General features: G+C 74.7%; 16 protein-coding genes. 8 read left to right on the top strand and 8 right to left on the bottom strand.

What is annotated here, in order from left to right:
* Positions 1-4 precede the first annotated feature (4 nt).
* Together SLAV_RS10615 and SLAV_RS10610 are read left to right on the top strand one after the other, a co-directional pair.
* Positions 5-490 (top strand): DUF485 domain-containing protein, encoded by a 486-nt coding sequence (locus tag SLAV_RS10615; protein WP_037688777.1) that lies wholly within the window; start codon positions 5-7, stop codon positions 488-490.
* A complete protein-coding gene (locus SLAV_RS10610) occupies positions 487-2,079 on the top strand; it encodes a monocarboxylic acid transporter (RefSeq protein WP_030239630.1) in 1,593 nt (530 codons plus the stop codon). Before SLAV_RS10615 ends, SLAV_RS10610 begins: the two co-directional genes overlap by 4 nt.
* A 4-nt stretch (positions 2,080-2,083) precedes the next feature.
* Here the strand turns inward: SLAV_RS10610 and SLAV_RS10605 are convergent, their stop codons facing one another.
* The 5 genes from SLAV_RS10605 to SLAV_RS10585 all read right to left on the bottom strand — a co-directional run bounded on the left by SLAV_RS10605 (position 2,084) and on the right by SLAV_RS10585 (position 6,172).
* A complete protein-coding gene (locus tag SLAV_RS10605) occupies positions 2,084-2,791 on the bottom strand; it encodes a DUF7342 family protein (protein WP_030239632.1) in 708 nt (235 codons plus the stop codon).
* Positions 2,788-4,404, bottom strand: coding sequence for a sensor histidine kinase (locus tag SLAV_RS10600; protein ID WP_030239633.1), 1,617 nt, complete (start codon positions 4,402-4,404; stop codon positions 2,788-2,790). Before SLAV_RS10600 ends, SLAV_RS10605 begins: the two co-directional genes overlap by 4 nt.
* Positions 4,405-4,485: 81 nt before the next feature.
* Positions 4,486-4,980, bottom strand: coding sequence for a cupin domain-containing protein (locus SLAV_RS10595; RefSeq protein ID WP_030239635.1), 495 nt, complete (start codon positions 4,978-4,980; stop codon positions 4,486-4,488).
* A 13-nt stretch (positions 4,981-4,993) separates the two neighbouring features.
* A complete protein-coding gene (locus SLAV_RS10590; RefSeq protein WP_030239637.1) occupies positions 4,994-5,449 on the bottom strand; it encodes a DUF4267 domain-containing protein in 456 nt (151 codons plus the stop codon).
* A 33-nt stretch (positions 5,450-5,482) separates the two neighbouring features.
* Positions 5,483-6,172, bottom strand: a complete 690-nt coding sequence (locus SLAV_RS10585; RefSeq protein WP_051841406.1) for a hemerythrin domain-containing protein — start codon at positions 6,170-6,172, stop codon at positions 5,483-5,485.
* A gap of 152 nt (positions 6,173-6,324) precedes the next feature.
* Between SLAV_RS10585 and SLAV_RS10580 the strand changes: the two genes are divergently transcribed.
* Positions 6,325-9,966 (top strand): ATP-binding protein, encoded by a 3,642-nt coding sequence (locus SLAV_RS10580; RefSeq protein WP_100660859.1) that lies wholly within the window; start codon positions 6,325-6,327, stop codon positions 9,964-9,966.
* A gap of 94 nt (positions 9,967-10,060) precedes the next feature.
* Here the strand turns inward: SLAV_RS10580 and SLAV_RS10575 are convergent, their stop codons facing one another.
* A complete protein-coding gene (locus tag SLAV_RS10575) occupies positions 10,061-11,311 on the bottom strand; it encodes a citrate synthase (protein WP_030235296.1) in 1,251 nt (416 codons plus the stop codon).
* A 70-nt stretch (positions 11,312-11,381) separates the two neighbouring features.
* Here SLAV_RS10575 and SLAV_RS10570 point away from each other — a divergent pair, with 70 nt between their 5' ends.
* The 3 genes from SLAV_RS10570 to SLAV_RS10560 all read left to right on the top strand — a co-directional run bounded on the left by SLAV_RS10570 (position 11,382) and on the right by SLAV_RS10560 (position 14,540).
* A complete protein-coding gene (locus SLAV_RS10570; RefSeq protein ID WP_100660858.1) occupies positions 11,382-12,533 on the top strand; it encodes a citrate synthase in 1,152 nt (383 codons plus the stop codon).
* Between the two features lie 14 nt (positions 12,534-12,547).
* A complete protein-coding gene (locus tag SLAV_RS10565) occupies positions 12,548-13,696 on the top strand; it encodes a CobW family GTP-binding protein (RefSeq protein ID WP_051841207.1) in 1,149 nt (382 codons plus the stop codon).
* 67 nt (positions 13,697-13,763) lie between these two features.
* The gene (locus tag SLAV_RS10560; protein WP_030235288.1) at positions 13,764-14,540 is read left to right on the top strand and encodes a hypothetical protein; all 777 of its coding nucleotides are present in this window, start codon (positions 13,764-13,766) and stop codon (positions 14,538-14,540) included.
* Between the two features lie 31 nt (positions 14,541-14,571).
* Here SLAV_RS10560 and SLAV_RS10555 read toward each other — a convergent pair whose 3' ends face one another.
* Both SLAV_RS10555 and SLAV_RS10550 read right to left on the bottom strand, forming a co-directional pair.
* Positions 14,572-16,743, bottom strand: coding sequence for a restriction endonuclease (locus SLAV_RS10555; protein WP_030235286.1), 2,172 nt, complete (start codon positions 16,741-16,743; stop codon positions 14,572-14,574).
* Between the two features lie 102 nt (positions 16,744-16,845).
* Complete coding sequence (locus SLAV_RS10550) at positions 16,846-19,302, bottom strand: DNA gyrase/topoisomerase IV subunit A (protein ID WP_030235283.1); 2,457 nt, start codon at positions 19,300-19,302, stop codon at positions 16,846-16,848.
* Between the two features lie 238 nt (positions 19,303-19,540).
* Between SLAV_RS10550 and SLAV_RS10545 the strand changes: the two genes are divergently transcribed.
* Both SLAV_RS10545 and SLAV_RS10540 read left to right on the top strand, forming a co-directional pair.
* Positions 19,541-20,884, top strand: a complete 1,344-nt coding sequence (locus SLAV_RS10545) for a M16 family metallopeptidase (RefSeq protein ID WP_030235279.1) — start codon at positions 19,541-19,543, stop codon at positions 20,882-20,884.
* A gap of 20 nt (positions 20,885-20,904) precedes the next feature.
* Positions 20,905-22,272, top strand: a complete 1,368-nt coding sequence (locus tag SLAV_RS10540; RefSeq protein ID WP_037687912.1) for a M16 family metallopeptidase — start codon at positions 20,905-20,907, stop codon at positions 22,270-22,272.
* Positions 22,273-22,365 lie beyond the last annotated feature (93 nt).

Below are 22,365 nucleotides of genomic sequence, written 5' to 3'. Positions count from 1 at the left end.
TTCGGTGGACAAGCACGACGGTCGCGATGCCGGAACGATCCGGCTGGACGACCCCTGGTACGACGCGCTGGCCGTGGGCTGGGGCGAGGGCGGCGAAACGGTCCCGGCCCGCCCGGACGCCGCGGGCCGGACCGGGCCCGGCGCGGCCGACATCTACCTCGAAGTGCAGCGGAGCGCCGCCTTCCAGGAGGTCCGCGGCCGCTATCGAAGGTTCGTCGTCCCCGCGACCGCCGGGTTCCTCCTCTGGTACGTCGCGTACGTGGCCGCCGCCACCACGGCACCCGGGCTGATGGCCCGGCCCGTCTTCGGCCCGGTGAACGTGGCCCTGCTCGCGGGGCTCGGGCAGTTCCTGAGCACCTTCCTGCTGACCTGGGCCTACGCCCGTCACGCCCGCCTGCGGCGGGACCGGGCCGCACTCGACCTGCGCTGGACGGTCTTCGAGCAGGAACGTGACCGGGAGCGCACCGGGGCCCGGGAGGAGGGCCGGTGAACAGCGAGCACCAGACCCTCGCGCTGATCCTGTTCAGCGTCTTCATCGCCGTCACCCTCGGCATCACCACCTGGGTCAGCCGCAACCGGCACGGCTCAGCCGAGGAGTTCTACGCGGGCGGGAGGCTGTTCTCCCCCATGGAGAACGGTTTCGCCATCGCCGGCGACTACATGTCCGCCGCCTCCTTCCTCGGGATCTCCGGCCTGATCGCCCTGTTCGGGTACGACGGCCTGCTGTACTCCGTGGGCTTCCTCGTCGCCTGGCTGCTGGTCCTCTTCCTGGTCGCCGAGCTGGTGCGCAACTGCGGGCGCTTCACCCTCGCCGACGTGGTCGCCGCCCGGATGAGCGAGCGGCCCGTACGGATCGCGGCCGGGATCTCCTCCGTCGTGGTCTCGGTGCTCTACCTGGTCGCGCAGATGGTCGGTGCGGGCAGCCTGGTGGGCCTGCTGCTCGGCGGCTCGGGCGCCGCCGCGCGGACGCTCACCGTGATCGGCGTGGGCGCCCTGATGGTGGTCTACGTGTCCTTCGGCGGGATGCGGGCCACCACCTGGATCCAGATCGTGAAGGCCGTCCTCCTGATGGGCGGGGCGATCACCCTGACCGTGCTGGTCCTGCTGCGCTTCCACGGGAACTTCGGCCAGCTGCTCACCAGCGCCGCCGAGCGCAGCGGGTACGGTGCCCGCTTCCTGGGCCCCGGCCTGCGGTACGGGGGCGACTGGACCGCCCGCGTCGACTTCATGAGCCTGGGGCTCGCCCTGGTCCTGGGCACGGCGGGGCTGCCGCACATCCTGTCCCGCTTCTACACCGTGCCCACGGCGCGCGCGGCCCGCCGGTCGGTGGTCTGGGCGATCGGGCTGATCGGCGGCTTCTACCTGATGACCATCGTGCTGGGCTTCGGGGCCGCGGCCCTGCTCGGGCCGGACCGGGTGCGGGCCTCCAACGCCTCCGGGAACACGGCCGTACCGCTGCTGGCGGCCTTCCTCGGCGGGGGCGCGGAGTCCACCGGGGGCGCGGTGCTGTTCGCGTTCGTGGCCGCCATCGCCTTCGCGACCATCCTCGCCGTGGTCGCCGGGATCACCCTCGCCTCGTCCGCCTCCGTCGCACACGACCTCTACGCCTCCCTCAAGCGGCGGCACGCCCGGCAGCGCAGCGAGGTCGCCGTGGCGCGCGTCGCGGCCGTGGGGATCGGGGCGGTGGCGATCGGCCTCGGGCTGGTCGCCCAGGACCTGAACGTCGCCTTCCTGGTGGGGCTGGCCTTCGCGGTGGCGGCCTCGGCGAACCTGCCGGTGCTGCTGTACTCGCTGTTCTGGCGGGGGTTCACCACGCGGGGGGCGGTCTGGTCGGTGTACGGGGGGCTGGTCCCGGCGGTGCTGCTGGTCGTCCTGTCGCCCGTGGTCTCGGGGAGCCCCGAATCGCTCTTCCCCGGTGTGGACTTCCAGTACTTCCCGCTGCAGAACCCGGGGATCGTCTCCATCCCGCTCGGGTTCCTCGCGGGCTGGCTGGGGACGGTCACCTCGGGCGAGGAGCCGGACGAGCGCAGGCACGCGGAGACGGAGGTCCGCTCCCTGACGGGGGCCGGCGCGGTCTGAGCCCTCAGGGGCCCGCCGAGGGCACCCACGCGTAGCGGTGTTCCGGGCGGCCGGTCTCGCCGTAGCGCAGGGCCAGGGTGACGCGGCCGGAGCGGTCCAGGAGCTTCAGGTAGCGCTGGGCGGTCTGGCGGCTGATGCCGGCGCGGTCGGCGACCTGTTGGGTGGACAGGGGGCCTTCCGCGGTGCGCAGGACCCCGCGGACCAGCTCGGCGGTGGTGGGGGAGTGGCCTTTGGGGAGCTCGTTCGGGGTACCGGCCGCGGCCAGCGCGCCGAAGATCCGGTCCACCTCGGCCTGCTCGGCCTCGCCGCCGCCGGAGAGGGAGCGGCGCAGGGCGGCGTAGGCCTCCAGTCTGGCGCGCAGCCCGGCGAAGGCGAACGGCTTGACCAGGTACTGGAGGGCGCCGAGCCGCATGGCCGCCTGGACGGTGGCCAGGTCCCGGGCGGCCGTGACCATGATCACGTCGGTGTGGTGGCCCAGCTGGCGCATGCGGCGCACCAGGTCGAGGCCGTTCTCGTCCGGCAGGTAATGGTCGAGGAGGACCAGGTCCACGGGCCGGCCGGTGAGGAACTCCAGCGCCTCGGCCGCCGAGTGGGCCCGGCCGGCCACGCGGAATCCGGGAACCCTGTCCACGTACGCCTCGTTGATCCGGGCGACACGCACGTCGTCGTCGACGACCAGTACGGCCAGCTCACCGCTCGGGGTCCCGCTCACCGCAGGGCCTCCGGGAGCACGACGGAGAACTCCGCCCCTCCGTCCGAGGCTTCCCCGGCCCTGGCGCTGCCGCCCTGCCGCTCCGCGAGACGGCGTACGAGGGCGAGTCCGAGGCCGCGTTCGCGGTGGGCCTCGGGCTGCTTGGTCGACCAGCCCTCGGTGAAGATCTCCTCGTGGCGCCCGGCGGGGACGCCCGGACCGCTGTCGCGCACCCGCAGCACGGCGGTGCGGCCCTCCGCGCGGATGTCGACCTCCACCACGGGCGCGGCCGAGCCCGCCGCCGCGTCCAGGGCGTTGTCCACCAGATTGCCGAGGATCGTGACGAGGCCGCCCGGGTCCACCAGCCGGTCGGGGAGGAAGGAGGCGGGAGCCAGCCGCAGCGGGACGCCCCGCTCCGCGGCGACGGTGGCCTTGCCGACCAGCAGGGCGGCCAGCAGGGGGTCGTGGACCTTCTCGGTGACCTGCTCGGCGGTGCTGCGGTGCACTCCGGCGACCTCGTTCACGAAGGCGACGGCCTCCTCGTGCAGCCCCAGTTCGAGCAGGCCGAGGAGGGTGTGGAGGCGGTTGGCGTGCTCGTGGTCCTGGGCGCGCAGGGCATCGATCAGCCCCTTGGTGGAGTCCAGCTCGCGGCTGAGGTGCTCCACCTCGGTCCGGTCGCGCAGGGTGGCGACGGCCCCGCCGTCGGCGGTCGGCATCCGGTTGGCGACCAGCACCCGCGGGCCCTGGACGGTGAGCAGGTCGCGCCCGGTGACGCGGCCGGCGAGGACGTCGCTGGTGCGGCCCGGACCGAGGAGCTCGTCGAGCGGGCGCCCCGTGAGGGTGCGGGCGGCGCCCGGGGAGAGCCCCAGCAGCCGGGCGGCCTCGTCGTTGACGAGCCGTACGCGGTCGTCCCCGTCGAGGGCGATCACGCCCTCGCGGATGGAGTGCAGCATGGCCTCGCGTTCCGCGAGGAGACCGGCGATGTCGGAGAACGCGAGGTCGCGGGTCTGCCGCTGGATCCGGCGGGACAGCAGGTAGGCGGCGAGCGCGCCGGCGGCGAGGGCCCCGCCGGCGTAGGCGAGCAGTCCGGGGATGGCGCCGAGCAGCCGGTCGCGGACGCTGTCGTAGGGGATGCCTACGGAGACGGCGCCGACGATCTCGCCGTCGGCGGCGACCAGGGGCACCTTGCCGCGGGCCGAGCGGCCGAGGGTGCCCTCGTCGATCTCCATGACGTCGTGTCCCGCCAGGGCGTCGCCGGGGTCGGTGGAGACGGGCAGTCCGATGCGGTCGGGACTGGGGTGGGAGCGGCGGATGCCCTTCAGGTCCATGACGACCACGTACTCCGCTCCGGTCGCGCTGCGGATCCGCTCGGCCGCGGCCTGTACGGGGCTGTCCGGGGACGGCCCCGACCTCAGGAGGTCGGAGGCCAGGGAGGGGTCCGCCGCCGCGCTCTGGGCGATGGCCAGCGCGCGGCGCATGGCCTGGTCGTCCAGCTGGGCGCTGAGCGGGGCGAGGAAGAGCCCGGTGGCCAGCACGAGGACCCCGGCGGCGATGGCCAGCTGGGTGAGCAGGATCTGCGAGACGGCCCGTCGGGGCAGCCCGAGGCGCCGTGTACTCGTGGGGAGGAACCGCATGACCAGTAACCGTAGGTCGGCGCGGGCGTAAGCGGAATGCCTGGGTTCTCTTGGTGTGGGTGGCGGCCGGTACGGCGGCCGTCAGGCGCGGGCCCGCTCCCACGGTTCGCTGCGGCCGAAGTGGGTGTCGTAGAGCTCCTGCACGTCGAGGAGGGGCTCCGGCGGAACCTTCCCGTAGGCGATGCGTTCCAGGTGGCGGAAGTACTCGAAGCGTTCGACGCCCGGGGTGATGACGATGAGGATGTCGGCGTCCTCGCCGGGCGCGGCGGCGAAGGCGTGGTCGAGGCCGGGCGGTACGACCACGAGGTCACCGGGCCCCGCGGTCACCACCCGTTCCCCCGACAGGAACTGGGCGGTGCCGTCGAGCAGGTAGAACATCTCGGCGGAGCGGGTGTGGCGGTGGGGCGCGGCGCCGTTCGCGCCGTTGCGGAGGGTGACGCGCTGCGTCGACAGGGCTCCGCCGGTGGAACCGCTGTCCGCGAGGAGGCGGACGGTGACGGGGGCGGCGCCGATGGTCTCGGCCTCGGACGAGCGGACGATCACGGAGTCGTCGAAGGCGGGCACGATCAGGGACACGGGAGGCTCGCTCTCAGGCGGAGGGGACGGGGGACGGGGCGGTCCCGGCCGGGGGCGCGGTGTCGGCGGGGAGGCAAGCGGGGCGGGCGGGGCGTTCGCGCAGCAGCAGCGCGGCGGTGACCGCGACCGCCAGGGCGGTGGCGCCGTGGACCCCGTACGCGGTGCCGGCCGGCCCGCCGCTGTTCAGGACGATCACCATGTCGCCGACGGGGACGAAGGCGATCGCCGCCATCGCCCAGCCGAGGGCCCTGCGGTGGCCGGTGAGCAGGAGCGCCAGGATGACCAGGCCCGTCGCGACGTCCCGTACGCCCTTGACGGCCAGGAACGCGGTGCCCTCCTGGCGGGGCCAGGTCGGGACGCCGAAGTCGGGTGCGGTCGCCTGCGGGGCGAACAGGTAGCTGAGGCCGACGTAGAGGATGAGCGCGGCTCCGGCGGCGGCGAGGGCGGTGGTGACGTGCTTGAGGGACATGGCGTTTCTCCTTCGGGGGAGGGCGAGTGCCGGTCAGCGGGCGCGGGCGGCGCGGGCGGCGCGGACGGTCCGGATCCGGCGGGCGTAGGCGGGGCGGCCGACGGCGTACCAGAGCAGGCGCGCCGGGAGCGGCAGGGCGGAGAGCATCGCGGCGCGCTCGGCGCGGTCGGCTTCCTCCAGGACCATGCCGAGGAAGAACAGCAGCTTGGGCTTGGGGGTGTGCGTCATGAAAAGCTCGCCCAGCGCGTTCCACTCGTGGGCCGACAGGTGGCGGGCGGCGAGCGGGAGAAGCGATTCCTCCTCCTGGTCGAGGTGCTCGACCAGGACCGCGCGGTGCTCGGCGAGGACGGCCACCAGGGCGTCGCGGGCGGCCTCGTCCGCGCCGTGCTCCCAGCCGGTCAGGGCCTCCCCGGCCGCCGCGAGCGTGGCGGCGATCCGCTCGTGCTGGGCCTCCATGAGGAGGACCTGATCGGCTTCGAGGTCCACGCGTGCCAGCAGCCTGGGCCACAGGTGCTCGTCCTCGCCGTGGTGGTGCTGGTGCAGACCGAGGCGGTAGTCCCGGAAGTGGTCCGCCAGTACCCGGGCGCGGTCCGTGTCGCCCGGCGCCGTCGCGGCGATCAGCTCGACCAGCAGACGGGCCTCGCGGCGCAGGCCGCGGTGGATGACCACCATCTCGTGGGTGTCGGGCGCCGCCGTGGCGGGGTGTTTCCGTGTCGTCTTCATGGAACGAGACTCGCCGGGGGGTCATGGAACGGGCATGGAACCCTCTTGGAACGGTCTTGGAGGGGGCCGGCGTGCTTTTGGGGGCGGCGCCCGTTCCCCATCTGCCCCTTTCCTGGCGGGAATTGATCGGTCCGGCTTAGGTTGGTCCGGTCATGGTGTACATACGCGTACTGGGATCCTGTACGGCCGAACGGGACGGCGAGCCGATCCCGCTCGGCGGCCACCGCCAGCGTTCCGTCCTGGCCCTGCTGGTCGCGGCGCGCGGTCGCGTGGTCTCCGTCGACCGGATGATCGAGGAGCTCTGGCAGGGTGCTCCGCCGGCCCGGGCGATCTCCTCCCTCCAGGCCTACGTCTCCAACCTGCGCCGGCTCCTGGAGCCGGGGCGCGCCCCGCGCACCCCGGCCCGGCTGCTCGTGAGCACGCCGCCCGGCTACGCGTTGCGGCTGCCCGAGGAGGCGGTCGACGCCCGGCGGTTCGAGCGGCTGCTGGGCGAGGCCCGCGAGCGGCTGGCCGCCGATCCGGACGCCGCGCGCGGGCTGCTGCGCGAGGCGCTCGCGTTGTGGCGCGGACCGGCGTACGCGGACTCCGCCGACGAACCGTGGAGCCACCCCGAGATCATGCGGCTCGGGGAACTCCGTCTGGCCGCGCGCGAACTCGGCGTCGCCGCCGGGCTGCGGGGGTCCGACATCGCCGGGGCCGTCTCGGAGGCGGCGCTGCTGACGGGGGAGGAGCCGCTGCGGGAGGAGGCCTGGCGGCTGCACGCGCTCGCCCTCTGGGCCGCCGGGCGGCAGGCCGACGCGCTGGCGACGCTGCGGCGGGCGCGTGCCGTACTGACGGAGGAGGCGGGGCTGGACCCCGGGCCGGCGCTCGTCGCACTGGAACGGGCGGTCCTGACGCAGGACGACGCCCCGCTGCGGGAGGCGCTGGGGCGCCCGGCGCGGGGTGCGGCGTCCGTAGGTGCCGAGGCGCCGGGTACCTCCGGGGGCGGGGCCGGTGCGCGGGCGGGGGAGTGGCCGGGGCCGGACCCGGCCCGGCAGGCTGCCGGGACGGCAGACCTCGGGCGGAGCGGGAACGGCGGCCCCGGGCACGCGGGCGCGTCGGCGGCGTGGGGCGGCCCGACGGGTGTGCTTGCGGGGAACGGGGTCCCGGAATCTGCGGGTGGCGTGGGAGGGGCCCAATTGCGGCCCGGGAACGGGAGCCGAGCGGCCGGGGGATCGGGGGCTGCCGGGGCGGCGGACGCAGGGGGAGCCGGAGCGGCGGGCGTCGGCGGGTGGGAGCCCGTGGCGGGGGGCGACCTCGGTGGGTGGGAACTCGGGGGTGGGGGCGGGGCGTTGTTCGTGGGGCGGGGGGCCGAGTTGGCTCGGCTGGGTGGGGTGGCTCGGGATGCGTTGGCCGGAGGGCCCGCCGTTGCGCTGGTCACCGGGGAGGCGGGGCTCGGCAAGTCCGCCCTGCTGCGCCGGTTCGGCGCCCGGCTGAGCGCCGACGGCTGGCTCGTCGCGGTGGGCCGTACCACCGAGGCCGAAGGGGCGCCGCCCGCCTGGCCCTGGGTCGAGGCGCTGCGCACCGTCGCGGGCGCCGTCGCGCCCGGCCCCGGGGCGGCCGCCGTACTGGCGCCACTGCTCGGGGAGGCGGAACCCGCGCCGCCGCCCCCGGGCGGTGACGTCGCCGCGGGGCGGTTCCGGCTGCACCGGACCGTATGGCGGTGGCTGGCCGAGGCGGCGCGGCAGCGGCCCGTCGCCATCGTGCTGGACGACCTGCACTGGGCCGATCACGAGACCCTCGCCCTGCTGGCCGGGGTCGCGGACCTGCCGTCGGGGACCGCGCTGCTGGTCGTGGGCGCCTACCGCCCCGACGAAGTGGAGGGCCGCCTCGGCGACACCCTCGCCGGTCTGGCCCGCCGCTCGCCGCTCCGGATCGCGCTGCGGGGGCTCCCGGAAGCGGCCGTGGCCGAGGTCGTACGGGCGTTGGGCGGTCCGCGCGTGGACCGCGACACCCTGACCGCCCTGGCCGAACGCACCGGCGGCAACCCGTTCTACGTGCGCGAGAGCGCCCGCCTGCTCGGCAGCGAGGGCTCACTGGTCGCCCTCTCGGAGGTACCCGAAGGGGTGCGGGACGTGCTGCGCCGCCGCCTGGGCCGGCTGCCCGACGCGGTGGTGTCCGTACTGCGCCTGGCAGCCGTCGCGGGACGGGAGTCCTGGGTCGACGTGCTCGTGGAGGCGGCCGACGCCGACGAGGACGCCGTATTGGCCGCTCTGGAGGCCGGACTGCTCGCCGGTCTGCTCGTCGAGCCCGCACCGGGCCGGATCCGCTTCGCCCACGCCCTGGTGCGCGACACCCTGCTCGCCGAACTCAGCCGGCTGCGTTCCGCCCGCATGCACGGCCGGATCGCGCAGTGCCTGGAACGGCTCGGCCCCGACGAGGTCTCCCTGCTCGCCCACCACTACACCCGCGCGGCCTCCGCGGCGACGGCCGCCAAGGCGGTGGAGTACTGCCTGCGCGCGGCCGGCCTGGCCGAGGCCCGCTACGCCCACGAGGTGGCCGCCGCCCTGCTGGCCGACGCCGTGACCAGCGCCGACCGGATCCCGGCGGGTCCCGGCGACCGCGAGGCCGAGCGCGCCGGGCTGCTGGGGCGCCTGCTCCGGGCCCAGGTGCGCGCGGGCGCGGTCATGGCCGCCCGCACCACCCGCTCCACGGCCATCGGCAGGGCGGTCGAAGCGGGCCGTGAGGACCTGCTGGTCCGCGCCTTCACCGCCTGGGACGAGCCGACGCCGTGGCAGACCCGCCCGTACGGAGCGGTGGACGAGCCGGTGGTGGAGCTGCTCGACGGCCTGCTGGCCGGGTCCGGCCCGGACCCGGCCGTACGGTGCCGGCTGCTGGGCGCGTACGCCGCCGAGCTCTCCGACGCGCGGATCCCGGCCGTCCGGGCCGCCGCACGCGAGGCGCTGGCCCTCGCCGGGGGACTGGGCGATCCGGTGCTGCGGGCCGGCGCGCTCGCCACACTGGTCAAGGAGCTGGACGCCGACCGGGAGTGGGCGGAACGGGCCCAGCTCGGGGAGGAACTCGAAGGGCTCGGCGCGGCCCACGACCTGCCGGCCCACCGCTGGTACGGGATGTTCGTCCGCTCCACCGCGCTCGCGGCCGAAGGCGACGTTCCCGGCGCGCGCCGCCTCGTGGAGTGCTGGTCCGGATTCGCCGAGACCTACCGCATGCCCGGCCCGATGGCGGTCGCGGAGACCGCGGCGGCCACGCTGGCACACATCGAGGGCCGCACCGAGGAGGCGGAGCGCCTCTACCGGCGGTCCTCGGAGCGGATGGCCCGGCAGGGATCACCGCACGCCGAGGGTCATCTGGTGATCGCGACCGCCACCCTTCGCGCGAGCCAGGGCAGGCTCGCCGAGGCGCTGCCGTGGGCCCGGCGGGTGTACGCCGGGTACGGGCCGCTCGCCGGGGACCTGCTCGCGGTCTCGCTGGCGGCGGCCGGGGAGGGGCGGGAGGCCCGCGAGGTGCTGGCCGCGGCGGGGGAGTTGCGCACGGACTACCTGTTCAAGGTCTTCGCCACCTTCCGGGCGATGACGCTGGTGACGCTCGGGGAACGGCGGGGCGCCGGGGATCTGTACGAGGCCCTGCTGCCCTACCGGGACGCCCCGCCGCCCTCCTCCGGGTTCACCGTGGCGGTCCGCCCCGTCGCCCGCACGCTCGGCGAACTGGCCCGCCTCCTCGGCCGTGACGCGGAGGCCGCCGGGCACTTCGCCCGGGCCCGGGCCATCGCCGCGCGGTGGGGCAGCCCGCTGTGAGTCCGCCCGCCGGCCGGTGACGACGCCGGCCGGATACGACGCCGCCGGTGTCGTCACCGCCGGGGCCGCGCGGGCCGGTCGCCGCCCGGTCAGGTCACGGCAGGGGCCGGGGCGGGCGGGGGCCGTCGTAGTGGCCGCTAGGCCGCATGCGCAGGGGCCGCTCCTGGTACTCCTCCAGCGCGTGCGCGATCCAGCCCGCCGTCCGGGCCACCGCGAACACCGTCTCCCCGGCCTCGGCGGGCATGGCGCAGGACACCGTCAGCACCGCGAGGGCCAGGTCCACGTTCGGGTGCAGTCCGTGGCGGGCCATCACGGCGGCCACCTCCCGGGCCGCGCCCAGCGCCGGACCGGCCTGGGGGAGCCCCTCCAGCCGGCCGAACAGGGCCCGGGCCCGCGGGTCCTCCCCCCGGTACAGGCGGTGGCCGAGGCCGGGTACCCGCCGCCCGGCGCGCAGGTGGTCCGCCACCACCGGCGCGGCGCCGCCCCGTTCCAGGACCTCCGCCAGCATCCGGTGCGCGAGCCGCCCGGCCGCCCCGTGCAGGGGACCCTCCAGCACGCCCAGCCCGGCCGAGACCACCGCGTACGGATGGGCCCGCGCGGAGGCGGCCACCCGCACCGCGAGGGTGGAGGCGGCCAGGTCGTGGTCGACCAGCAGGCCCAGCGCCAGGTCCAGCACGTCCAGGGCCGCGGGGTCGGGATCCACGGCCGTCAGCCGGGACCACAGTTCCCAGGCGAGCCGTCCGTCCCCGACGCGGGCCGGGGCGGCCTCCGGCAGGGCGCCGACCAGCGTCGGCACCAGGCTGCGCGCCGAACCGAGTACGGCCTCCTCGGACAGGTCGAAGCGCAGCGGGTCCACCACCGCCGCCGCCGTGACGGCGACCCGCAGCCGGTCCAGGGGGCCGCTGTGCTCCGGCAGGGCCGCCACCGCCCGCCGGGCCGCGGCGAGCGCCTCCGGGGGAGCGGCGAACCGGGCCCCGTGGGGCAGGCTTCCCGTCCAGAGCCACTCGGCGACCTCCTCGTAGGCGTACCGCGAGGCCAGTTCGACGGCGTCCACGCCCCGGAAGTAGTACCGGTCGGCCTCGATGAGGGTGAGCGAGGTGCGGACGGAGAGCTCCCCGGGAGGGCCCGCCGCCTCGCGGCGGCTGCGCCGGGCCAGGGCCTCCACCTCGCGCGCGTCGAAGCTGCTGCCCCGGCCGACCGGGTCGCGCCGGCTGCTGAGCTGGCCGCGGCTGACGTAGGCGTACACGGTGGCCGGCTTCACCCCCAGGAGGCGGGCGGCCTCCTGGGTCGTGAGCCGCCGCGTCCCCTCGGGGGCGGGAGGGACGTCGGCTGCGTGATCAGACATGACACACAGCCTACATACATTGATTCAATCAATATTGACAAGGATTAAGTCAAGGATGGATGGTCGATCCATGAACACCACTGCCGAAGTACCCCGCGGTCTCGCGGGAGTCGTGGTCACCGAGACCCAGCTCGGTGACGTCCGGGGCCTGGAAGGCTTCTACCACTACCGCGAGTACTCGGCCGTCGAGCTCGCCGAGAGCCGCACCTTCGAGGACGTCTGGCACCTGATGTTCCGCGGTGCCCTGCCCGCCGACCGCGCCGAGCGGGACGCCTTCGCCGCCGAGATCGCGCCGCTGCGCCACCTGCCCGCCGCCGTCCGGGACGCCCTGCCCGCCCTGGCCCGCGCCACCGCCGCCTCCGGGCCGCTCGCCGGGCTGCGCACCGCCCTCTCGCTGCTCGGCGCCACCGCCGGCTTCCGCCCGGTCTACGACCTCACCCCCGAGGCCCGCGCCGCCGACGCGCTGGCCGCCTGCGCCGCCGTGCCGACCCTGCTCACGGCCCTGCACCGGCTGGGCCGCGGCCTGGATCCCGTCGAGCCGCGCGACGACCTCCCGTACGCCGCCAACCACCTGTGGATGCTGACCGGCGAGGAGCCCGCCCCGGTCCGGGCCCGCGCCGTCGAGCGGTACCTCGTCTCCACGGTCGACCACGGCTTCAACGCCTCCACCTTCACCGCCCGGGTGATCGCCTCCACCGGCGCGGACGTCGCGGCCTGCCTCACCGGTGCGATCGGCGCACTCTCCGGACCGCTGCACGGGGGCGCGCCCAGCCGGGCCCTGGACACCCTGGACGCCATCGGCACGGTGGACCGGATCGGGCCGTGGATCCGGGAGCGGGTCCTCGCCGGGGACCGGATCATGGGCTTCGGGCACCCCGTCTACCGCACCGAGGACCCGCGTTCGCGGATGCTGCGGGGGATCGCGCGGGACTTCGGCGGGCCGCTCGTGGACTTCGCCGTGGAGGTCGAGCGGCAGGTGGAGGAGATCCTCGCCGAACTCAAGCCGGGCCGCGAGCTGCACACCAACGTGGAGTTCTACGCGGGGGTGGTCATGGAGCTGTGCGGGCTGCCGCGCGAGATGTTCACCCCCACCTTCTGCGCGGCCCGGGTGGTCGGCTGGAGCGCGAACATCCTTGAACAGGCCGCCGATTCGAAGATCATCCGGCCGGCCGCGCGCTACGCCGGCCCGACCCCGCCCCGGCCGGTCCCCCCGCTGGGCTGACTACGATCGTCCGGGTGAACAGCAGGCAGCCCGCTCCCCCCGCCCGGACCGTTCCGGTCGTCGTCCTCTCCGGATTCCTCGGTTCCGGCAAGACCACCGTGCTCAACCACCTGCTCGCCCACCGCGCGGGAACCCGCGTCGGGGTCGTCGTCAACGACTTCGGGTCGATCGAGATCGACGCGATGTCCGTGGCCGGCCAGGTCGGCGACTCGATGGTCTCGCTCGGCGGCGGTTGCCTGTGCTGCGCGGTCGACGGCAGCGAACTGGACGCGTACCTGGAGAAGCTCGCCGCACCCGTCCACCGGATCGACGTGATCGTCATCGAGGCCAGCGGACTCGCCGAGCCGCAGGAGATGGTCCGGATGCTCGTGGCCAACGAGAACCCGGCCATCCGCTACGGCGGCCTGGTGCAGGTCGTCGACGCGGCCGAGTTCGACGCGACCCGGGCCGCGCACCCCGAGACCGACCGCCACCTGGCCGTCGCCGACCTCGTGGTGCTGAACAAGACCGACCGCGTGGACGCCGCCGAACGGGCCCGCGTCGAGGGGGAACTCGCCGCGCTCTGCGCCCCGGGCATCCCCGTGGTCGGTGCCGAACACGGGCGGATCGACCCGGAGCTGCTCTTCGACCGCCGGCCCTGGTCGCGCACCCGGGGACAGCTCTCCTTCGAGGACCTGCTCGCGGAGGCCGCGGAACACGACCACGCCGACGGGGAGGACCACCAGGGGCACCTGCACGCGGCCTACGAGGCGGTCGAGTTCACCTCGCACCAGGCGCTCTCCCCGCGCCGCCTCATCGACTTCCTCGACCGCCGCCCGGCCGGCCTCTACCGGATCAAGGGCTTCGTCTGGTTCGGCGTCCCCGGCCACCAGGAGCGTTACGAGGTCCACTCGGTCGGCCGCTTCCTGCGCTTCACCCCCGGCCCCTGGGGGCGGGGGGAGCCGCGCCGGACGCAGCTCGTCCTGATCGGCTCCGCCCTCGACGGGCCGGGGCTGCTGCACGAGCTGGCCGACTGCGAGGAGGCGGACCCGCGGAGCGTGCCGCCGGAGAGCATGTGGGGCGTGCTGCGGTACGTGGACCGGGCGGACCGGGCGGAGGGCGTGCCGGACGGGGACGGGCCGGACGGGGACGGGCCGGACGGGGACCCCGGATCCGGCGGGTGAGCCGGGCCCGACGGCCGGTCCGGTCGGCGCCCTTACGCCCGCCGGGTGTCGCCGGGACGCTGGGCGGATGGGCGCGGACGGGGAAGACCGGCGGCTCGCGGGCCGGGCGGGGACGTGGACCGGGATCTGGGCGGGCGTGTGGGCGGCGGCCCTCATCGGCGTCTTCACCGGGCTGGCACGGCTGTTCATGCTGTGGGACCTGCACACCCGGGCCGACTCCGGCCTGTCGCGCGTCCAGGGACTGGCCTGGATGTACCTCGCCCTGGCGGGGATCGTCGGCTTCGGCCTCCTCGCGGCCTCCGCGGGGCTGAGCCCGCGCGGGGTGCGGACGGCCGGGGTCGCCGCCGGGGTGCTCTACGCCGGGACTGTCACGCTGGCGTACGGCTGGTCGGCGCGGGCCGCCGACGAGATCCTGCGGGACCGGGGGGTGGCCCACCCGGCCGTGGTCACCGCCGTCCGGACCCGTGGGAACCCCGACACGGGGGAGGTGCACCTGGCGGACGTACGGCTGGAGGACGGCCGCGACCTCACCCTCGCCGCGTCACCCAGCTTCTTCCGCGGGGCCGACTGGGCCCGGGAGCACCCGGTGGGCAGCACGGCGCAGGTGACCCTGGACCCGGAGGGCGTGGCCCAGCCGCGGTTCGGGCCCCCGCCGACGGGCGCCGCCGTGGGCTGGCCGGCCGCCGGGGCCGGGGCACTGGCCGCGGCCTCCCTGGCGGCGGCCCTCCCCCTGGGCGCCCGCACCGCGACCCGCCGCGCACAGCGGGCCCGGGAACCCGGGCCCCGGGACGCGGTCCCCCACGGCCGTGGACTCCGCGACGGGACGGGCCCCGGCGGGACTTGACGGCCACGGCCGCACCGGGCGACCGCGCCGGTCAGGCCACCTCGACCCCGTACTCCCGCAGCAGGTCCTCCAGGCCGCCGCGGTAGCCCTTGCCGCCGATCACGAACTTCCAGTCGCCGTTCGGACGGCGCCGGAAGGAGCCGAGGACCAGGGCCGTCTCGCCCGCCCTGCCGTCCGAGACCTCCAGCTGGTCGATCTCCCCTCCGGCCGCGTCCAGCAGCCGGATCCGGGCGTCGGTGAAGCCCGCCAGGTCCGCGTCGGGATCGGCCTCCGGGTCGATCGCGGCGACCAGGACCAGGCGGTCGGCACGCCGGGGCAGGGCGTCGAAGCCGACCTCGACGGCGGCCTTGTCGGGCGCCGTGTGCGGACGGGAGCGCACCGAACCGTCCGGGGTCTGCGGGTTGTTGAAGAACACGAAGTGGTCCTCGCTCAGCACCCGGTTGCCCTCGCAGACCAGCGCGCACACGTCGAGCGCGACCCGGCCCGACCAGGACATCCCCAGCACGTTCCGGTCGGCCGCGACGGGCGGCGGCGGTGCCAGGGGCAGGGCCGGGACCGTGTCGGCGGCCGGATCCGAGCTCCGCGCGGCCGTCCCCGCGTTCCGTCCGGCCCCCCGCTGCGCCGGTACGCCGGCCTCCCGGGCGCCCCCGCCCAGCCGCCCCCGCAGCCCGTACCGGTGCAGCAGCTCGACCAGTTCGGCCCCGGGAACCAATTCCAGCGGCTTGCCGTTGGCAAAGGTGTACGACCCGGGCCCGAAGGACGCGGTGGTGACCAGCACCCCCTTGTTCGCCCCCTTGTCCTGGACCGTGCCGTACAGATCACGCACGGCCGTCGGCGGCACCGTGTTCCGGTAGCGCTTGACCTGCACCACGATCCGCCCGCCCCGGATCGGAGCCGGGTCCAGCGCCTCCACGTCCACACCGCCGTCTCCCGACCGCTGCGTGGTCACCGCCTCCATGCCCATCGCCCGGAACAGCTCCGCGACCAGGTTCTCGAAGGCGATCGGGTCCATCTGGAAGAGGTCGGGCTCCTCCTCCCCGTCCGCGTGCCCGCCGTGGCTGACGACACCGCCGGCGCCGCCGACCTCACCCGGCCTGCGGCCCGCCCGTACGGCCGTCAGCTGGTCCGGCCGCGCCGACAACTGCCCGCGCAGGCCGTCCGTCAGACAGTCCACCGCGCTCACCTGCTCCAGCCGCAGCCCGGAGAAGGCGGAGAGCGGGGCCTGCACGGTCGTCAGGACCAGCTGTGCCTCCCGGCCGGTCACCGGATCGTGGTCGTCCACGAACCCGTTGACGACCACCGACTCCAGCGCCCCGAACTCGTCCGCCGCGTACACCTCGCGCAGCACCAGCAGGACGCACTGGGCCAGCAGGTCGCGGTAGAGCGCCCGGCGCTGCGTCGCCGGCCGGGCGGTCTCCTTGTCCTGGTCCGTGCCCGCCACGTACCGCACGGACTTCGTCTCCGGCACCGCCTCGTACCGGGGCAGCTCCCAGTCCAGCACCAGCTGCCGCGCCGCCGGGTCGTACGCCGCCGACACCTGGCGGGGCAGCTCCTCGGGCCAGGCCGTGGAGGCGTACAGCGCCGCCGAGAAGTACTCCACCGCCGCCTCGGGATCGCCCGCGCGCAGCGCGTCGGCCAGTTCGGTGAGACCGCCGTTGTGGCGGCGGATCCCGGCGAGCTGCTCCGCCGCCCACCGGTCGTACTGCTGCCGGTACGCGGCCAGCTGCCGCAGCCGCTCCTGCTCGGCGGCGTGCGCGGCCTGCCACGCCTGCGTATACCGGTCGTGGGCCTCCCGCTCGGCCTGGGCGCGACGCCCCGAGCCGAGGGTCCAGCCGCTGCTCTGCTGCTGGAACTGGTGCAGCTGGGGCATCGGCACCGGGTGGGCGAGGGTGCCGGGGTTGAAGGGTTCGAGCCGCTCGTCACGGACCAGGGAGGCCATCCGGAACGCCGGTGCCCGGCAGCCCGTGGCCAGCAGCCCCTGGAGGGCGGCGACCTCGGCTTCGAGCTGCTCGGTGCGCCGGCGCGCCTCGGCCTCCCGGTGCTGTCTGTAGGCGGCCTGCTGCTCCCGCCGGTCCCGGGCGGCGTCCCGTTCGTAGGCCCGCTGCCGGCGCTCGGCCTCGCGCTGCTGGATCAGCTGCGTCCGCTGCTGCTGCCGCTGGGCCTCCGCCCAGACCCCGATCAATCCGCTCGACCGACGACTCATCAGCTCTGTTCTCCCCCCACCCGCGTGTACCGGGAAAACAGTAGTCGGGTCGCGGGGCGGGCGGCCCGGCATCCGCACGGACCGCCCGCCCCGCACCCGCCGTTACAGCGCGGCGCCCGCCAGTGCCTGGACGTCGGCCGGCAGTGCGGCGCCCGAGCCGTCGCGGCGCGGGTCGACCGGGGGCAGTGCGGCCGGAGCGCCGTTCGCGGTGGCGCCGCGGACCGGGGCGTTGCCCGCCCAGGCCAGCACCAGCAGGTCCTCGCCCTTCAGGAAGCGCTGGCAGCGCACACCACCGGTGGCGCGCCCCTTGCGCGGGTACTGGTCGAACGGGGTCAGCTTGCCGGAGCGCACCGAGTCGTCCAGGGTGCCGTGCGAGCCCGCCACGCTGAACACCACGGCGTCCCGCGCCGGGTCGACGGCCGAGAAGTGGATCACCTTGGCGTTCTCGGCGAGCTTGATGCCCGCCATACCGCCCGCCGGACGGCCCTGGGGGCGCACCTGGCCCGCCGGGTAGCGCAGCAGCTGGGCGTCGTCGGTGATGAAGACCAGGTCCTCCTCGCCGGTGCGCAGTTCGACCGCGCCGACGATCCGGTCGCCCTCCTTGAGGGTGATGACCTCCAGCTCGTCCTTGTTCGCCGGGTAGTCCGGCACGACCCGCTTGACCACGCCCTGCTCGGTGCCCAGGGCCAGGCCCTGAGAGGACTCGTCCAGCGAGGTCAGGCAGATCACCGTCTCGTCGGCCTCCAGCCCGGAGACGAACTCCGCGACCGGGGCGCCGCCCGCCAGGTTCGGTGCGGCGTGGGTGTCCGGGAGCTGCGGCAGGTCGATCACCGACAGCCGCAGCAGGCGGCCGTAGGAGGTCACCACGCCCACGTCGGCCCGTGCGGTGGCGGCGACCTGCGAGACGATCAGGTCGTGCTTGGCGCGGGAGCCGCCCTCCTCCTCGGGCAGCGGGTCGGCATTGGCCGTACGGGCCAGCAGACCGGTGGACGACAGCAGCACCCGGCAGGGGTCGTCCGCGACCTCCAGCGGGACCGCGGCGACCGCCGTGCCCGCCGACTCCAGCAGCACGGTGCGGCGCTCGGTGCCGAACTTCTTCGCGACGGCGGCGAGTTCGCTGGAGACCAGCTTGCGCAGTTCGCTGTCCGAGTCGAGGATCCCGGTCAGTTCGTCGATCTCGCCCGTCAGCCGGTCGCGCTCGGACTCCAGCTCGATCCGGTCGAAGCGGGTGAGGCGGCGCAGCGGGGTGTCGAGGATGTACTGGGTCTGGATCTCGCTCAGGGAGAAGCGCTCCATCAGGCGCTCCTTGGCCTGCGCGGAGTTGTCGCTGTCCCGGATGATCCGGATGACCTCGTCGATGTCGAGCAGGGCCACCAGCAGGCCCTCGACCAGGTGCAGGCGGTCGCGCCGCTTGCCGCGGCGGAACTCGCTGCGGCGCCGCACGACCTCGAAGCGGTGGTCGAGGTAGACCTCCAGGAGCTCCTTGAGGCCCAGCGTCAGCGGCTGCCCGTCGACCAGCGCGACGTTGTTGATGCCGAAGGACTCCTCCATCGGCGTCAGCTTGTACAGCTGCTCCAGTACGGCCTCCGGGTGGAAGCCGTTCTTGATCTCGATGACCAGGCGCAGGCCGTGCGAGCGGTCGGTGAGGTCCTTGACGTCGGCGATGCCCTGGAGCTTCTTCGAGCCGACCAGGTCCTTGATCTTCGCGATGACCTTCTCGGGGCCGACCGTGAAGGGCAGTTCGGTGACGACCAGGCCCTTGCGGCGCGGGGTCACGTCCTCCACGGCCACGGTGGCGCGGATCTTGAAGGTGCCGCGACCGTTCTCGTAGGCGTCCTTGATCCCGGAGAGGCCGACGATCCGTCCGCCCGTGGGCAGGTCGGGGCCCGGCACGAAGCGCATCAGCGCCTCCAGGTCGGCCTCCGGGTAGCGGATCAGGTGGCGGGCGGCCGCGATGACCTCGCCGAGGTTGTGCGGGGCCATGTTGGTGGCCATGCCGACGGCGATTCCGGAGGCGCCGTTGACCAGCAGGTTCGGGTAGGCCGCGGGGAGGGCGACGGGCTCGCGCTCCTGGCCGTCGTAGTTGGCGGTGAAGTCGACGGTGTCCTCGTCGATCGACTCCGTCATCAGCGACGTGGCGTCGGCCATCTTGCACTCGGTGTAACGCATCGCGGCCGGCGGGTCGTCGTTGCCGAGCGAGCCGAAGTTGCCGTGGCCGTCGACCAGCGGCAGCCGCATCGAGAAGGGCTGGGCCATGCGCACGAGGGCGTCGTAGATCGAGGCGTCACCGTGCGGGTGGAGCTTGCCCATGACCTCGCCGACGACACGGGCGCACTTGACGTACCCGCGGTCGGGGCGCAGGCCCATCTCGTTCATCTGGTAGACGATGCGCCGGTGCACCGGCTTCATGCCGTCCCGGGCGTCGGGCAGGGCACGGGAGTAGATCACGGAGTACGCGTACTCAAGGAAGGAGCCCTGCATCTCATCGACGACGTCGATGTCGAGGATCTTCTCCTCGAAGTCCTCCGGCGGCGGGGTCTTCGTGCTGCGGCGGGCCATCGCTGCGCGGCTCCTTAACCAAGGTTCGGGGTGTACGGGTGCCGGACGGGTCCGTCCGGGCGGGTGTCGACGCGGACCATTGTGGCCCGAGGCGCCGACAACGCCGACTCCGACCCCGGGGACACCCCGGACGAGGTCCGGGGCGTGACCCGGGAACTTCTCCGGTGGCCGACGCGCTTGCATACAGTGGCAGGTCTGACAGAAATCTCTGCATCGCGATCGAAGGGACCACATGCCCATGGGTCACACGGCCACAGCTCAGGCCGGCTCCGGCGGCCTGACAGCGACCGAGCACCGGCTGGCCAACGGCCTGCGCGTGGTGCTGTCCGAGGACCACCTCACCCCGGTCGCCGCCGTCTGCCTCTGGTACGACGTCGGCTCGCGCCACGAAGTCAAGGGCCGGACCGGTCTGGCTCACCTCTTCGAGCACCTGATGTTCCAGGGCTCGGCGAGCGTGCCGGGCAACGGGCACTTCGAGCTGGTCCAGGGCGCCGGCGGTTCCCTGAACGGCACCACCAGCTTCGAGCGCACCAACTACTTCGAGACGATGCCGGCCCACCAGCTGGAGCTCGCCCTGTGGCTGGAGGCGGACCGCATGGGTTCGCTGCTGGCCGCCCTGGACGAGGAGTCCATGGAGAACCAGCGCGACGTCGTCAAGAACGAACGGCGCCAGCGCTACGACAACGTGCCGTACGGCACCGCCTTCGAGAAGCTGACCGCCCTCGCCTACCCCGAGGGCCACCCGTACCACCACACCCCGATCGGCTCGATGGCCGACCTGGACGCCGCGTCCCTGGAGGACGCGCGCAACTTCTTCCGTACGTACTACGCGCCCAACAACGCCGTCCTGTCGGTCGTGGGCGACATCGACCCCGAGACCACGCTCGCGTGGGTCGAGAAGTACTTCGGCACCATCCCGGCGCACGACGGCAAGCAGCCGCCGCGCGACGGCTCGCTCCCCGAGGTCATGGGCGCTCAGCTGCGCGAGGAGATCGTCGAGGAGGTCCCGGCACGCGCGCTGATGGCCGCCTACCGGCTGCCGCACGACGGCACCCGCGAGTGCGACGCCGCCGACGTGGCGCTGACCGTACTGGGCGGCGGCGAGTCCTCCCGCCTGCACAACCGCCTGGTGCGCCGCGACCAGAGCGCCGTCGCGGCCGGTTTCGGCCTGCTGCGCCTGGCCGGCGCGCCCTCGCTGGGCTGGCTGGACGTCAAGACCTCCAGCGGCGTCGAGGTGCCCGCCATCGAGGCGGCCGTCGACGAGGAGCTCGCGCGGTTCGCCGCCGAGGGCCCCACGGCCGAGGAGATGGAGCGCGCCCAGGCGCAGCTGGAGCGGGAGTGGCTGGACCGGCTGAGCACCGTCGCCGGCCGGGCCGACGAACTGTGCCGCTTCGCGGTGCTGTTCGGTGACCCCCAGCTGGCGCTGACCGCCGTCCAGCGGGTCCTGGACATCACCGCCGAGGAGGTGCAGGCCGTGGCCGCCGCCCGGCTGCGCCCCGACAACCGCGCGGTGCTGGTCTACGAGCCGCTGCCCGGTTCCGACGAGTCCGACGAGAACGAGAACGAGGGGGCGGAGCAGTGAGCGACACCGCAGCCGTCACGATGACCTTCCACCCGCGCCCGCAGGCCGGCGAGGCCAAGCCCTGGGCCTTCCCGGCCCCCGTGCGCGGCACCCTCGACAACGGCCTCACCCTGCTGCGCTGCCACCGCCCGGGCCAGCAGGTCGTCGCGGTCGAGATCAACCTCGCCGCCCCGCTGGACGCCGAGCCCGAGGGCCTCGACGGGGTGGCGACCATCATGGCCCGCGCCCTGTCGGAGGGCACCGACAAGCACTCCGCGGAGGAGTTCGCCGCCGAGCTGGAGCGCTGCGGCGCCACGCTCGACGCGCACGCCGACCACCCCGGCCTGCGGGTCTCGCTGGAGGTGCCCGCCTCCCGCCTGCACAAGGCCCTCGGTCTGCTCGCCGAGGCGCTGCGCGCCCCCGCCTTCGCCGACAGCGAGGTCGACCGCCTGGTGCGCAACCGGCTCGACGAGATCCCGCACGAGCTGGCCAACCCGCAGCGCCGTGCCGCCAAGCAGCTCTCCAAGGAGCTCTTCCCGGCCACCCTGCGCATGTCCCGCCCGCGCCAGGGCACCGAGGAGACCGTCGCCCGGATCGACTCCGCGGCCGTACGGGCCTTCTACGAGGCCCACGTGCGCCCCGCCACCGCCACCGCGGTGGTCGTCGGCGACCTGACCGGCATCGACCTGGACGCCGTGCTGGCCGACACCCTCGGCACCTGGACGGGGAACTCCGCCGAGCCGCTGCCCGTTCCGCCCGTGACGGCCGACGACACCGGCCGCGTGGTCATCGTGGACCGGCCCGGAGCGGTCCAGACGCAGCTGCTGATCGGCCGGACCGGTCCCGACCGGCACGACATCGTCTGGGCGCCCCAGGTGCTCGGCACGTACTGCCTCGGCGGCACCCTCACCTCCCGCCTGGACAAGGTGCTGCGCGAGGAGAAGGGCTACACCTACGGGGTGCGGGCCTTCGGCCAGGTGCTGCGCTCCACCGCCGACGGCAAGGGCGCCTCGATGCTCGCCATCAGCGGGTCGGTGGACACCCCCAACACCGGTCCGGCGCTGGAGGACCTCTGGAAGGTGCTGCGCACGCTCGCCGCGGAGGGCCTGACCGACGCCGAACGCGACGTGGCCGTGCAGAACCTGGTGGGCGTGGCCCCGTTGAAGTTCGAGACGGCGGCGTCCGTCGCGGGCACCCTCGCCGACCAGGTGGAGCAGGAGCTGCCGGACGACTACCAGGCGCGGCTGTACGCCCGGCTGGCCGAAACCGGTACGGCCGAGGCCACTTCGGCGGTCGTGAGCGCCTTCCCGGTGGACCGGCTCGTCACGATCCTGGTGGGCGACGCCGCGCAGATCGAGGAGCCGGTGCGGGCCCTCGGCATCGGTGAGGTCACCGTCGTCACCAACTGACGTCCGTGGCGTCGGTGTTCGGGGCTGAAGACCCCCTGGCACCGGAGTACGACAAGGGGTCCCGGCAGTGTCACCGCCGGGACCCCTTTTGTC

This window comes from Streptomyces lavendulae subsp. lavendulae, from assembly GCF_002803845.1.
GTDB classification, from domain to species: Bacteria; Actinomycetota; Actinomycetes; order Streptomycetales; family Streptomycetaceae; genus Streptomyces; species Streptomyces lavendulae.
Note: the sequence above shows the minus strand (reverse complement) of the source record. Positions and strands in the feature narration are given on the sequence as shown.

Bases quoted from the DNA above. Each gene is read 5' to 3' on its own strand.
- SLAV_RS10600 (WP_030239633.1), bottom strand. From the start codon at position 4,404: ATGCGGTTCCTCCCCACGAGTACACGGCGCCTCGGGCTGCCCCGACGG.
- SLAV_RS10590 (WP_030239637.1), bottom strand. From the start codon at position 5,449: ATGTCCCTCAAGCACGTCACCACCGCCCTCGCCGCCGCCGGAGCCGCG.
- SLAV_RS10585 (WP_051841406.1), bottom strand. From the start codon at position 6,172: ATGAAGACGACACGGAAACACCCCGCCACGGCGGCGCCCGACACCCAC.
- SLAV_RS10580 (WP_100660859.1), top strand. From the start codon at position 6,325: ATGGTGTACATACGCGTACTGGGATCCTGTACGGCCGAACGGGACGGC.
- SLAV_RS10575 (WP_030235296.1), bottom strand. From the start codon at position 11,311: ATGTCTGATCACGCAGCCGACGTCCCTCCCGCCCCCGAGGGGACGCGG.
- SLAV_RS10570 (WP_100660858.1), top strand. From the start codon at position 11,382: ATGAACACCACTGCCGAAGTACCCCGCGGTCTCGCGGGAGTCGTGGTC.
- SLAV_RS10560 (WP_030235288.1), top strand. From the start codon at position 13,764: ATGGGCGCGGACGGGGAAGACCGGCGGCTCGCGGGCCGGGCGGGGACG.
- SLAV_RS10555 (WP_030235286.1), bottom strand. From the start codon at position 16,743: ATGAGTCGTCGGTCGAGCGGATTGATCGGGGTCTGGGCGGAGGCCCAG.
- SLAV_RS10550 (WP_030235283.1), bottom strand. From the start codon at position 19,302: ATGGCCCGCCGCAGCACGAAGACCCCGCCGCCGGAGGACTTCGAGGAG.
- SLAV_RS10545 (WP_030235279.1), top strand. From the start codon at position 19,541: ATGGGTCACACGGCCACAGCTCAGGCCGGCTCCGGCGGCCTGACAGCG.
- SLAV_RS10540 (WP_037687912.1), top strand. From the start codon at position 20,905: ATGACCTTCCACCCGCGCCCGCAGGCCGGCGAGGCCAAGCCCTGGGCC.